General features: G+C 69.5%; 11 protein-coding genes. 3 read left to right on the top strand and 8 right to left on the bottom strand.

Annotated features, from left to right (window positions below; translation table 11 throughout):
• Nucleotides 1-8: 8 nt before the first annotated feature.
• Nucleotides 9-2,111 (bottom strand): beta-galactosidase, encoded by a 2,103-nt coding sequence (locus ABME02_RS17325; protein ID WP_353816606.1) that lies wholly within the window; start codon nt 2,109-2,111, stop codon nt 9-11.
• A gap of 201 nt (nt 2,112-2,312) precedes the next feature.
• Between ABME02_RS17325 and ABME02_RS17330 the strand changes: the two genes are divergently transcribed.
• Entirely contained in the window at nt 2,313-3,398 is a 1,086-nt protein-coding gene (locus tag ABME02_RS17330; RefSeq protein WP_353816607.1) for a LacI family DNA-binding transcriptional regulator, read from the top strand.
• Nucleotides 3,399-3,617: 219 nt separating this feature from the next.
• Here ABME02_RS17330 and ABME02_RS17335 read toward each other — a convergent pair whose 3' ends face one another.
• The 5 genes from ABME02_RS17335 to ABME02_RS17355 all read right to left on the bottom strand — a co-directional run bounded on the left by ABME02_RS17335 (nt 3,618) and on the right by ABME02_RS17355 (nt 8,252).
• Entirely contained in the window at nt 3,618-3,986 is a 369-nt protein-coding gene (locus ABME02_RS17335; protein ID WP_353816620.1) for an alpha-L-arabinofuranosidase C-terminal domain-containing protein, read from the bottom strand.
• Nucleotides 3,983-4,624: a TetR/AcrR family transcriptional regulator gene (locus ABME02_RS17340; protein ID WP_353816608.1), complete on the bottom strand. Its 642-nt coding sequence runs from the start codon at nt 4,622-4,624 to the stop codon at nt 3,983-3,985. Before ABME02_RS17340 ends, ABME02_RS17335 begins: the two co-directional genes overlap by 4 nt.
• 79 nt (nt 4,625-4,703) lie before the next feature.
• Nucleotides 4,704-5,510, bottom strand: a complete 807-nt coding sequence (locus ABME02_RS17345; RefSeq protein ID WP_353816609.1) for an amidohydrolase family protein — start codon at nt 5,508-5,510, stop codon at nt 4,704-4,706.
• Nucleotides 5,511-5,521: 11 nt separating this feature from the next.
• Nucleotides 5,522-6,703 carry an alpha/beta hydrolase gene (locus tag ABME02_RS17350; protein ID WP_353816610.1) on the bottom strand — a complete coding sequence of 394 codons (1,182 nt, stop codon included), beginning with the start codon at nt 6,701-6,703 and terminating at the stop codon, nt 5,522-5,524.
• A 46-nt stretch (nt 6,704-6,749) separates the two neighbouring features.
• Nucleotides 6,750-8,252, bottom strand: a complete 1,503-nt coding sequence (locus tag ABME02_RS17355) for an FAD-dependent monooxygenase (protein ID WP_353816611.1) — start codon at nt 8,250-8,252, stop codon at nt 6,750-6,752.
• Between the two features lie 200 nt (nt 8,253-8,452).
• On the opposite strand from ABME02_RS17355, the gene ABME02_RS17360 reads away from it, so the two are divergent.
• Nucleotides 8,453-9,700: an MFS transporter gene (locus ABME02_RS17360; RefSeq protein ID WP_195760741.1), complete on the top strand. Its 1,248-nt coding sequence runs from the start codon at nt 8,453-8,455 to the stop codon at nt 9,698-9,700.
• A gap of 176 nt (nt 9,701-9,876) precedes the next feature.
• Nucleotides 9,877-10,218 (top strand): zinc-binding dehydrogenase, encoded by a 342-nt coding sequence (locus ABME02_RS17365; RefSeq protein WP_353816612.1) that lies wholly within the window; start codon nt 9,877-9,879, stop codon nt 10,216-10,218.
• 131 nt (nt 10,219-10,349) lie between these two features.
• Here ABME02_RS17365 and ABME02_RS17370 read toward each other — a convergent pair whose 3' ends face one another.
• Together ABME02_RS17370 and ABME02_RS17375 are read right to left on the bottom strand one after the other, a co-directional pair.
• Nucleotides 10,350-11,420 carry a LacI family DNA-binding transcriptional regulator gene (locus tag ABME02_RS17370; protein WP_353816613.1) on the bottom strand — a complete coding sequence of 357 codons (1,071 nt, stop codon included), beginning with the start codon at nt 11,418-11,420 and terminating at the stop codon, nt 10,350-10,352.
• Nucleotides 11,413-11,946 carry a gluconokinase gene (locus tag ABME02_RS17375; protein ID WP_353816614.1) on the bottom strand — a complete coding sequence of 178 codons (534 nt, stop codon included), beginning with the start codon at nt 11,944-11,946 and terminating at the stop codon, nt 11,413-11,415. The genes ABME02_RS17370 and ABME02_RS17375 overlap by 8 nt, the downstream gene beginning before the upstream one ends.
• Between the last annotated feature and the right edge of the window lie 110 nt (nt 11,947-12,056).

The raw sequence follows: 12,056 nt of genomic DNA on the forward strand, positions 1-12,056 counted from the left end.
CTTGGTGCTCACCGGATGAAGGTCCGCGCCGACCAGGCGTCCAGTGAGACATCGGTTCCCGCCGCCAGTTCGGCTCCGGTGGCGGGCTCGGTGACGGTGACCGCGAGCGTGATGGTTCGCGGCTCCCATCCCCAGTTGAAGACGAACCAGGCGCGCCGACCCTCGGGGAGCGATCCGGATGCCACCGTGATCGGCAGCTGGACCTCCCCCGCGAGTGCGTCGGCGTGCCCGGGCCGGTCCGTCGCCCAGCGGACGATGCCGCGGGCCAGTTCGGGGTCGGGCACGCAGCCGACGACGGTGACGCGTCCGTCGCCGACGGCGTGGCTGGTCACGGCCGCGAAGGCCGAGAATCGGGGGTGGTCGTATCGGGCGAGCACATCGGCCTCGTCGGCGATGAGTCCGTCGATCCAGAGCCGGGCCGAGGCGCCGTCGACTGCGGGGCCATCCGGCTCGGCGACCACCGCGACCGGGTGATCGAGGTTGGAGTACTCCTCGTAGCGGGCGCCCGCGAGATCCGCGAGGCGCGGCGGGGCGACGTCAACGCGTGCACGCGCTTCCTCGTCCGCATACGCGGTCCTCGGGCCGAGCACGAGGTGACCACCGCTCGAGACGTAGTCGCGGAGCAGCTCGAGCTCTGCGTCGGAGGTCACGTAGGCCCCCGCCGCGATGAGCACGGGGAACTGCCGCGCCAGCTCGGCCGCGCCGAGGTCGACGGCCTGGTCGAGGTGCAGGAGCCGCGACTGCCGCCCCGACTCGATCGTCCCCCGATGGAATGAGTCCACGATCCGCTCGTACGACTGTACGTCCGGCTCGCCGTCGAGGCGCAGCGGCGGCATGAACTGCAGCGCGAACCGGCTCGGGTTGGACCAGAGGATCGCGACGTCCGCGTCGGGCTCGAACCCGTCGAGTACGTCACCCAGCTTCGCCAATTCGGCGCCGAGCTCCGAAACCTCGCGGTAGACCCGACCGGGGACGAGGCTGTGCGGGAGCACGCCTCCCCAGTAGGTCTCGAAGCCGTACGGGAGGGTGTGCCAGTGCCAGTACTCGATCATCGCGGCGCCGCGCGAGATGAACGTGAACGCCGCCTGCTTGAGCTGGCCGGGGTACGGGGGGAAGTTCGTGTCGGGGGTGCCGATGGACTGCGCGTTGGTCTCGGTGACGAGGTACCGCCCCTGCTTCGAGGCGTACATGCGATCGGCCTGCCGGAAGAGGCCGGGAACGCCGGTCGTCGTCCAGTGGCTGAGCTGCGGGAGCTCGCGCGATGCGTCGAGGTGGTCCTGCATGCCGTAATAGGGGTTTCCCGCGATGACGTCGAGGTCCCGGGCGAGCCGCTCGTCGTCGAGCGCGGGGCGGCCGTACTGCAGGCAGGTCGTGACGAACTGCCCGGGTCGGCGGTACTCCCGCACGAGGTCGGCCTGCCACGCGATGAACTCGGTCGTCAGCTGTGCCTGGTAGCGGCGCCACGCGAGGTCGTACTGGGGGAACGTGTTCCCGTCCGGTCGCCAGAGCTCGCTCCAGTCGCTGAGGCGGTGCGACCAGTAGGTGAGGCCCCATTCGCGGTTGAGCGTCTCGACGTCGCCGTATTCCGTCCGCAGCCGGTTCACGAACTCCTCGAACACGTGGTCGTTGTGGAAGATCTCGAGTCCGGGCTCGTTGTCCACTTGGAAGCCGATGACGGCGGGATGGCCGGCGTACCGACCGACGACGGCCCGGATGATGCGCTCGGCGTACTGGCGGAACACGGGGTGCGAGTAGTCGACTTCCTGGCGTGCCCCCCACGGGATCGGCTCGCCGGTGCGGCGCTCGGCCGCGATCTCCGGGTGCGCGACCTGCAGCCAGGGCGGCACGGCGTAGGTCGGCGTCCCGAGGATCACCCGGATGCCACGCCGATGAGCGCCGTCGAGCACCGGCTCCAGCCACTCGAGGTCGAACTCGCCGTCGCGCGGCTCCCACGTGGACCAGACCGACTCGCCGACGCGGATGACGTTGATGCCCGCCTCCACCATCAGGTCGAGGTCGATCTCCGTCCGCTCGCCACGGTGGTACTCGGCGTAATACGCGACGCCGAAGAGCAGACCGCTCATCGGCTGGACGGGGGTACGGGATGTCATCGGTGCTACTCCGTTGTAGTTCGGGCGATTCGATCAGGTCGTGTCAAACCTTGGCGATCTCGTCAATGTTGTCGGAAACATCTTTACGACACAAGAATGTGGTCGATAACATCGATCTGTCAAGTCACATTTGTGTGAAGCTGCGCAACCCGTTCCGCGCCGTTGCCGCAGGGCTCACTCCAGCGCAGAAGGACCCGCGACATGGGCGAATCCACGGAATCGATCGACGCCGACCCGGCGGTCGCGACGCCGCCCCCTGACCCGAACGCGCCCCGGGAAGCGCCCGCACGGGCCGCGACGATCTACGACGTCGCGACCGCCGCCGGCGTATCGCACCAGACGGTGAGCCGGTTCCTCAAGGGCTTCGAGGGCATTCGGCCCGAGACGCGTGCGAAGGTGGTGAAGGCACTCGACGAACTCGGGTATCGCCCGAACCTGACCGCGCGCTCGCTCAAGTCCGGACGCTCCCATCGCATCGGCGCGCTGACGCACGAGATCTCGCAGTATGGACCGAGCCGCATCGCCGAGGGCGCGAGTGCGGCCGCGCGCGAAGCAGGGTACGTCCTCGACCTGGTCTCGCTCGATGCGCACAACCCGAGGGCGATCGAGGAATCGCTCGAGCTGATCACCCAGCACAATCTCGCCGGGATCCTCGCCCTCGCCTCCACGGATGAGATGAAGAGAGCGTTCGAGACGACCGCCTTTCGGGTTCCGGCCTTCATCGCGGCGGAGTCCGACATCCTCACCGACGCGGAGCCGGCCGGGTCGACCGGAGCGGGAATGCCGGCACTGATCGGGCACCTCGCCCTGCTCGGCCATCGTGACGTCGTCCACATCGCCGGTCCGCAGACGTGGTCGGCCGCTCGGAACCGGCTCCGCGCCTACACGGCGGCAATCGAACATGCCGGCCTCCGGTCACGAGCGGTGCTCCGCGGCGACTGGTCCGCGAAGTCCGGATACGACGCGATCGCTGCCCTCGAGGAGCTGCCTGAGGCGACCGCCTATGTGGCCGCCAACGACCAGATGGCACTCGGGGCCATGCTCGCGCTCAAGCAGCGAGGACTGCACATCCCGGACGACGTCAGCGTCGCAGGGGTCGACGACACCCCGGAGGCGGCCTACTTCGACCCACCGCTGACGACGCTCCGCCTCGACTTCGAGGCTCAGGGGCGCGCCGCCGTTCGGGCCTTGCTTTCTCGGATCGAGCCCGACGTCACGGAGCCATCCCCACCGGCATCGCCGCAATTGATGGTGCGGGAGTCGACCGGCCCGGCGAACCAGTCCTGAACGACCTCCTCCCGGACCGCCCGCGAGTCGGTCGACCGAGGTAGTAGATCCCGTCGCGCTTGCGCATCGAGCATCCCTCGTGGAAATGATGCTGTGCCTCGGTCACGACCCCATTGACGATGGAATCCTCCTCGATGGAGATCATGTCGCGATTCAGTCCAGCAACGTTCGCTGAGAACTGGCCCCAGTAGAGGTAGGCCTGACCGACCGACGCCCGGGTCATGCCTCCAGAACGACCTGAACTGTCGAACAGGAAGCAGGCGGCAGTGTGGCCTCGAGCATGCCGCCGACGACCCGCACGTCGTCGAGCGACCGAGGCGCGACAGCCGCCGGATTCTCAGGCGTGTTGTGCGCGTCGAGACTCGGTGCGGTGAGCACACGCCCGACCACATCGGTGACGGTTGCTCCGCGGAGGTCGATGCGAATCGTAGGTGGATCACTCTCGTGCGCGTTCGTCAGTGAGATGAGAGCGGCCCCATCCGGAGGCCGGTGTCTGCTCATCGAAGCGCACTGGAGCCGTCCGCCGCCAATACCAATCGGCTGCGGACTCCATACCCGCCGCCTATGGGCCGGGGCCGCCGCGGTCAGGCGCGCTGGTCGTGCGCCAGGCCGCTCAGCAGGTGGGTGAGGCCGAACTCGAACTCCTCGGCGAGCGGCTTCGGCAGGAGCGGTGCGAGCTCGACGAGGTGCGGGTACGCCATCGGGTCGACCGTGAACGATGGCCGCTGCGCACCGTCGTCCGCGGCGGACTGCATCGCGAAGCCGAGGATGTAGCGGCCCAAGGTCGCGACCGCGGCGGCCGCGACCTCCGGGGGCAGGCCACCGCGCAGCAGGGCTCGCGCGATGCGCTCGCGCAGTGCGATGGCGTGCGGGCCGGTGGGGAACCGTTCGATCAGCAGGGTCGCGACGCTCCGGTGCTGCGCGATGGTGGTGAAGATCGCGGTCGCGGTGCGGTGGCAGACGACCTCCCACGGCTGCTCGTCGTCGTCCTCGACGGCGGGAAGTTCGACCTCCCCCAGCATGCGGTCGATCACGAGGCCGATCAGCTCGGACCGGCCGCTCACGTGCCGGTACAGCGTCGCGGTGCTCGACGAGATCCGCTCGGCGACGGCACGAAGGGTGAGCGCGTCGGCCCCCTGTTCGTCGACGATCTGCAGGGCGGCGTCGACGATGCGTTCCCGGGGGATCCGGGGCCGGCCGGGCTTGCGCTTCTCGGTGAGGGTCATGGGTGCCAGGGGTGTCTCGCGGGGTGGACGCTGTGGTCCCTACGCTACCGCCCGGCCCCCATGACCCGGGTGCGACCGGTCAGTGCCAGCCGATCCAGTCCGAGATCCCGGCGCCCATCACCCGCTCGAGGTCCGCGCCGGCGAGCCACGGGAGGTGGTCGGTGAACATCGAGACGCACTCCCCCCAGGTCGCGGTTTGGCGGGTGATGTCGGTCCCCCAGAACATGCGGTCGGGGCCGAATGCGTCGAACGTGCGTCGAAGCACCTCGTGGGCGCTGGCGAACGGGTAGCCGTCGGTCGCGGCACCGGTGATGCCGCTCGCCTTCACGGCGACGTTCGGGTGCGCGGCCAGGGCGAGCAGCGCGTCGAGGTGGGACGCCGCCCCGGGCAGCGTGTCGAACGGGCCGATCGCGAGGTGATCGAGCAGGAGCCGCATTCTCGGGAAGCGGGGGGCGATGTCGCCGATGAGTGGGAGGTGGTCGGGCATGACCATCAACGCAACCGGGAGCTCCAGTTCGTCGGCTCGGGTCCAGAGCCAGTCCAGCGCGCCGGATCGGAGGATGCCTTCTGCCTCCGGTGCGTAGAGGACGAAGCGCAGGCCGAGCATTCCCGGCTTCGACATCCACTCGTCGACGCGGTGCGGGCCGGCGCTGGCGTCGAGGGGGAACCATCCCATGGTGGCGAACCGGTCTGGGTGGGCCTGCGCCGCCTCGACCGCGTAGTCGTTTGCGTCGGGGTCCCAGATCGCCGGGCAGTTCACGGCGCGGTCGATGCCGGCCTCGTCCATCTCGCGCAGGGCGCGCTCGATCGTGTACGGCGCGCGGTGGTGGTACGGCGGCGCGCCTGCTCCGGTCCAGAGGTGGATCTGCGCGTCCGTGATCTGCATCGCGGTTCCCTTCACTCGGAGTCGGAATCGAAGTCGGAGTGCGAGTCCGCCGCGAGGCGGGCGTGCACCCAGTCCGCGATGAGGTCGTCGCGGTCCGTCCTGTGGTTGTAGATGCAGTGGATGCCGTCGGAGAAGAGCACCATCTGCTTCGACTTGGCGGGCGCGTGGGCGAAGACCGCCTGCGCCATCTCGGACGACACCATCGGGTCGGCGCCGCCCTGGATCACGAGGAGGTCGTAGTCGGCGTTGCCGCCCGGTGCCAGCGGGGTCACCGTCGACCAGACGGCGGTCGCCTGGTCCGGGTCGTCGACGTCGCAGAAGGCGGCCATCTTCGTGAAGAACGTGCCGATGCTCGGGGGCACCATCCAGGGTGCAGGGATGCCGCCGTTGTCGACGCACGCCCGGACACGTGGGTCCTCGTTGGCCACTGCCATCGCGAAGCTGCCGCCCATGCTGTTGCCGACGACTCCGATCGGGAGGCCGGGCACCGAGGTCGCGAGGTGGTCGAGCGCCGCGGTGTACGCGTCGCGCCAGGTCGGGGTGAGGTAGACACCGTGCGTGAACCGGCTCTCGCCCTGTCCCGGCCCGTCGAGCAGGAGGGTCTCGATGCCGCGGGCGGCGAGGGCGTCGCCGATGCAGTCGAAGTCCATGGCATACCCCTCGACCCCGCCGATGACGATCGCGGCGCCGACGCGCGGGCCTGTCGCGGGCACCTGCCATCCGACGACGGCGCCTTCCGGCGTGTCGAGGGTGACCCGGATGCGATCGCAGGCGATTTCGGCGGCGCGGAGGTAGAGGTCGCCCGCACGGGCGTAGATCGCGGTCCGCGCCGGGCCGTCCTCGAGCATCATCACCTGGCTCATCCGCAGCAGCGCCGATGCCCGGCGGAGGGCGGTGATCCGGGTCTGCGTGCCGGCCTCGGCCGCGGCGTCGAGGTTGGCGAGGCAGCGCTCGGCGAGCCGGGTCGCCGCGTCCAGCCAGCCCTCCCCCGCCAGGACCCGCGCCGTCAGTTCGATCGCATCGCTGCGGTCCACGCCGTAGCCGATCAGGCGGTCTTCGGAGAACTGGCGCAGCGCCGCCTGGGACTCCGGCGTGAGCGTCTCGGTGCGGGGGTCGGCGCGAGCCGCGGGGGGTTCGAACGTCAGGGTGCGAACGTCGTCGCGGGCTGCGGGCATGGATTCGACATCGACCATGGTGTGACACGCCTTCGTGTTGGGGGTGGTTCGGGCTCGGGATCGGTCAGGAGGACGGGAAGAGCGGGAGAGCCGGCCAGTCGCGCACGTCGTCGAGCGAGGCGCGTGCGATGGCGGCGACGTAGCCGTCGGGCCGCACGAGCACCGCGCCGTCGCCGGGGATCCCGGTGAATCGGCGGAACGGCTCGTTGGACGAGCCGTCGAGGGCGATCATTCGCACGGGCGCACCGGCGGACGTCCAGGAGAGGTCGCGGCAGGCCTCCGCTGCGCGGTCCCCGATGGCGACCAGCGAGAACGACGGGCCGCGGAACTCGTCGAAGAGCGTCGTTCGAGCACCGTCATCGAGGACGACGGGAGAGTCGGGCGCCCGGTCGCCGGGCTGCAGGCCGGGAGCGTCGAGGTCGCCGGGGGCGAGCGGACCGCCGCGGTACGTCAGGGAGAGCTGCCGCTCCTCGTCACCGCGCTTGGTCGCCGCCAGCGGGCGGTCCCCGAGGTGCGCGTACAGCCCTGACGCGAGGCCGAGCACTCGCGCTGCGACGGGCTGCCGCTCCGACTCGTACGTGTCGAGGAGCGCATCCGGGGCGCCCGCGAGCACCTGGCCGAGCTTCCAGCCGAGGTTGTAGGCATCCTGGACGCCGGTGTTGAGGCCCTGTGCACCGGTCGGCGGATGCACGTGTGCCGCGTCTCCGGCGAGGAACACCCGGCCGCGCCGATAGCGCTCGGCGAGCCGGATGTTCGGCCGCCAGACCGACGACCAGTGGATGTCGTGGACGCGGACCTTCGATCCGCCGACGACGTCGCGGACCATGCGATCGACGGCCGCGGTGTCGAGGTCGGCGGGGTCATTCGGTCGGAGCTTCAGCATCAGCTGGAAGGTGTCTCCGGGCAGCGGGCACAGCGCGACGAAGCGCCCCTTGGAGCGGGGCCAGATATGCCAGCGATCCCGACCGAGCCCCGACACGGTGACGTCGGCGACGATCATCCGGTCGCTCTCGTCGGTCGTCCCCTCGAACGCGATGCCGAGTCCCCGCCGAACCGTGCTGCCACCGCCGTCCGCGCCGACGAGGTACCGCGCGCGGACCGTCTCGGTCCCCGCGCCGGACTCGAGGCTCGCGACGACCCCGTCGGCGTCCTGCTCGAACGCCCCCAGGCGGGTGGCGTACTCCACCGAGCCGCCGAGTTCCTCGAGGCGCTCGCGCAGGCTCTGGTCGGTCGCGTACTGGGGCGCGAGCAGCGTGTTCGCGTGGGGTACGTCCGGCGTCGCGTCGTGCAGCGCGATCATCGTCCGCTTGAGGGTCACCGGGCCGAGGTGGATGCCGAGCGGCGGGTAGAGCGTCGACCGCGACTCGAGGCGGGCGAGCACGCCGAGATCGTCGAAGACCTCGGCCGAGCGCGGCTGGACACCCTTCGCGCGCGACCCCTCGAACCCGTGCGGCGCCGCGTCGATCAGCCGATGGCTCACGCCTCGCCGCTGCAGGTCGCACGCCAGCGTCAGCCCGGTCGCGCCGGCACCGACGATCAGCACCTCGACCTCGTCGTCTCTCACCATGGAACACACCTCTGAAGTCACTCCGCCCCGATCACCGTTCGCGATGAGGCTTACGGCCACACTGTATCCGCAATGTGCTAGTAATGGCTACGGAATATCCGAATTCCCAGCGACAAAGGAGTTGCGATGCCATCCCAGGCCCCCCGCCCCCACGACCCGGCTCCGCCGTGCGCCCTCGATCCCCAGCGGGAGGTGTGACCGTGTCGACACCCGAGACCATGCCCGTGACGAGGCAGGTCGCCGCGTCCGGTTCCCTGCTGTTCTCGATCTGGAGCTCGCAGTTCGGCATCTCACTCGTCTACGGCGCCGTTCCCGGTGTGCTGCTGGCGCTGCAGATCGAGGACCTGGCCGGTGACGACAAGGTCGCCGTCCTCAGCATCTTCACGTTCCTCGGCGCCATCGCGGCGCTCCTGGCCCAACCGCTCGCGGGCATGCTCTCGGACCGCACGCGCACCCGCTGGGGCAGCCGGACCCCGTACGTGCTCGGAGGAACGATCGTGGTGGCCCCGATCCTGTTCTCGATGGGCTTCATCGAGTCGCTCGCAGTGCTCGGCGTGCTCTACGTCGCATCGGAGTTCGTGCTGAGCGCCTCGCAGGGCCCGCTCGCGGCGATCCTCCCCGACCGGGTTCCCGAGAACCGACGCGGCCGGTTCAGCGCAGGGCTCGGACTCGGGATCATGCTCGGCTCGGTCGGCGGAACCATCCTCGGCTCCGTCCTCGCCGACGACCTCGTCGTCGCCTACATGGTGCTCAGCGTCCTGCCGTTGGCGTTCACCGCCACCCGGCTGTTCATCGCGAGGGATTCGGACAATCGCGAGTCCGCCCCGACGCCCGCCTCGGACTCCGCCCGTTGGTGGCGCACCTTCTTCGTGAACCCGCGGACGCACCCCGACTTCTGGTGGGCGGTCGGCAGCCGGACCTTCGTCTACACCGGCTTCTTCATCATCCAGGGCTACGCGCTGTACATCCTCAGCGACTACATCGGTGCCGGTGAAGCCGCCGTCGACTACGTCGGCATCGCCGCCGCGATCGCAGCGGTGTGCATCAGCCTGACCGCCGTCCCCGCCGGACTGTTGTCCGACCGACTCGGCCGGCGCAAGGTCTTCGTGACGGTGGCGAGCATCGTCATGGCCCTGGGCCTGCTCATCCCGCTCGCAGCGCCCACGGTGGAGGGCTACCTGACCATGATGGTCGTCGTCGCGCTCGCCTTCGGTACGTTCGAGGCCGTCGACACGGCGCTCGTCACGCAGGTACTGCCGCGGTCGAACTCGTTCGCACAGGACCTCGGGGTCACGAACGTCGCTGCGATCGCGCCGCAGATCCTTGCACCGGCACTTGCCGGCGTGATCGTCATCGTGACCGGATCGTTCGCGCCGCTCTTCCCCGTCGCGGCGGTGATCGTCGTCATCGGCGGCGTGGTCGTCTTCCGGGTCCGCGGCGTGCGGTGACGGGCATCGCATGCGATCGGGAGAGGTGGCCGCCCTCGGGGCGTCCGACGTGCTTCGCGTCGTCGAGCGCCCCGAGCCCAGCGCCGGCCCGGGCGAACTCGTCGTGGACGTCGCCGCGATCGGCGTGAACTACATGGACGTCTACCAGCGTCAGGGGCTGGGGCGTTTCGCCCCCCGTGGTCTACGACGGCGTCGGCGAGGCCACGTTCGAGGAGAGCCTGGCCTCGTTGGCGCCACGTGGAACACTGGTCGCGTACGGCTCGACCAGCGGCCCGATTCCCCCGGTCGACGTGCAGCGACTCGCCGAGAACTCCCTTTCCCTCACCCGGCCGACGCTCGCCCACTACGCCGGATCGCGCGCGGACCTCGTCGCGCGCGGCTCGGAGGTACTGGCATCAGCAGCCGACGGCTCGCTTCGGCTGCACGTCGGTGCACGCTACCGCCTCGAGGATGCCGCCCGAGCCCATGACGCGCTCGAGTCCCGTTCGACGGTGGGCAAGATCGTCCTACTCCCCTGACAATCGCTGCCGGGCGGACGCGGCGAAACCTCCGGCAGCGTGGGCGGACTCTCGTTCGGGCAGCCGCCCGTCCGTACTGGGCCGACAACGCGTATCCAGAGCCCTCGACGGTATGCACCGCCGGCATCCGGTCAGGCCTCGCGACGTGGCCCGGTCGACTCGCGAACGATCAACTTCGTCGCAAGGAGGGCTGGGTCCGCGACACGTTCCTCGCCCTCCGTCCGTGCGAGCAGGTTCCGGACGGAGCGCCTGCCGGCGGTCTCGAGTTCGGAGCGCACCGTGGTCAGAGAGGGCGTGATCAGTTCGCTCCCGAAGATGTCGTCGAAGCCGGCGACGCTCAGTTCGTCGGGAATCCCCACGCCGCGTGCGGCCGCGCCCTGCATCAGGCCGATCGCGATCAGGTCGTTGAACGCGATCACGGCAGTCGGGCGGGCCGCGAGCACACGTCGCAGCGCGTCCCTGCCCCCTTGGATCGTCGGCGGATTCGGGCCGATCTCGACGAGCGCGACGCCCAGCGACTCCGACGTCTCGAGCAGCTTCTCCCATCGACGTGCGCTCACCCAAGAGGTCTCGGGCCCAGCGAGGTAGACGACAGATCGGTGACCGAGGCCGTAGAGATGGTCCATCAGGTCCTTCACCCCACGATCCACGTCGGGAAGGATGCTGTCGATGCCCGCTACGGCCCGGTTGATCAGCACAACCGGGCGTCGCGCCGCGATCGACCGGATGGACTCGTCGCCGAGGCGCGTCGTCGCGAGAACGATGCCATCGACGGTGGGCATCAGCCGCTCCACGGTCTCGGCTTCCGTCTCACCAGACTCCTGCGATTCGGCGATCACCAATGTGTAGCCGGCCGCGGCCGCCTCCTGCTCGGCGCCACGCACGATGCCGAAGACGACCGGGTTGGTGATATCTGCCACGACGAGCGCGAACGTGCGACTGCGGCCGGTGTACAAGGCACGCGCGATGGGATTGATGCGGAAGTTCAGTTGCGCCGCAGCGTCGCGAATACGAGCCTCGGTCTTCGCGCTGATGCGGCCGGGCTTGGACAGCGCGCGCGACACGGTAGAGGGGTTGACCTTCGCGAGTTCTGCGATGTCGTAGATCGTGGCGTTTCCCCCGCGGCCGCGGATTCGGTCCGCCATCTCGACCGGAATCTCGTCAGTCCCCGAGTTCGGTTCCTCGGCTCGTCCGTCAACCATTCGAAGTCACCCACTCAGCTGCTCGCTGGGCGATGACCGCAGGAGCGTCTGACACGTCCAGGGTCACTCCCCGTTCTTCTGCATCTAGCGGTTCGAGAGTAGCAAGCTGCGAATCCAACAATGATGCGGGCATGAAGTGCTCCACACGGTCCGAAGCGCGATGAGCGAGAAGCTCACGGGATCCGTGCAGGTGGACGAACACCGCGGTAGGGCAGGCCGCTCGAAGTCGATCGCGATAGTTCCGCCGCAGCGCGGAGCATGCCACGACGATCCCCTCTGCGGCTTCACCCGCGGCGAGCTTCTCGCCGACCGCGTCCAGCCAAGGACGGCGGTCATCGTCGTCCAAGGGAATCCCGGCCATCATCTTCTGTCGATTCGCCGAGGGGTGGAGATCGTCGGCGTCGATCCATGGCACGGCCAATCGCCGTGAGAGGGCTTCGGCGATCGTCGATTTCCCGGCGGCCGAGACACCCATCACGACAACGGCGGGAGCGGCAGCCGAAGCGCGTCCCTCGGGGTGGATCATCGTGTCACCAATCGTGCACGGTTCCGTCGAGGAGACGGTTGTACGGCAGGTACGCCTGCTCGTACGGGTACTTCCCGGCGTCGTCGAGATTCAGCTCGACGCCGAGCCCC

Origin of the sequence: Agromyces zhanjiangensis (assembly GCF_040496055.1) — a bacterium.
Classification (GTDB): Bacteria; Actinomycetota; Actinomycetes; order Actinomycetales; family Microbacteriaceae; genus Agromyces; species Agromyces zhanjiangensis.

Bases quoted from the DNA above. Each gene is read 5' to 3' on its own strand.
- ABME02_RS17330 (WP_353816607.1), top strand. From the start codon at position 2,313: ATGGGCGAATCCACGGAATCGATCGACGCCGACCCGGCGGTCGCGACG.
- ABME02_RS17325 (WP_353816606.1), bottom strand. From the start codon at position 2,111: ATGACATCCCGTACCCCCGTCCAGCCGATGAGCGGTCTGCTCTTCGGC.
- ABME02_RS17355 (WP_353816611.1), bottom strand. From the start codon at position 8,252: ATGGTGAGAGACGACGAGGTCGAGGTGCTGATCGTCGGTGCCGGCGCG.
- ABME02_RS17345 (WP_353816609.1), bottom strand. From the start codon at position 5,510: ATGCAGATCACGGACGCGCAGATCCACCTCTGGACCGGAGCAGGCGCG.
- ABME02_RS17370 (WP_353816613.1), bottom strand. From the start codon at position 11,420: ATGGTTGACGGACGAGCCGAGGAACCGAACTCGGGGACTGACGAGATT.
- ABME02_RS17340 (WP_353816608.1), bottom strand. From the start codon at position 4,624: ATGACCCTCACCGAGAAGCGCAAGCCCGGCCGGCCCCGGATCCCCCGG.
- ABME02_RS17375 (WP_353816614.1), bottom strand. From the start codon at position 11,946: ATGATCCACCCCGAGGGACGCGCTTCGGCTGCCGCTCCCGCCGTTGTC.
- ABME02_RS17350 (WP_353816610.1), bottom strand. From the start codon at position 6,703: ATGGTCGATGTCGAATCCATGCCCGCAGCCCGCGACGACGTTCGCACC.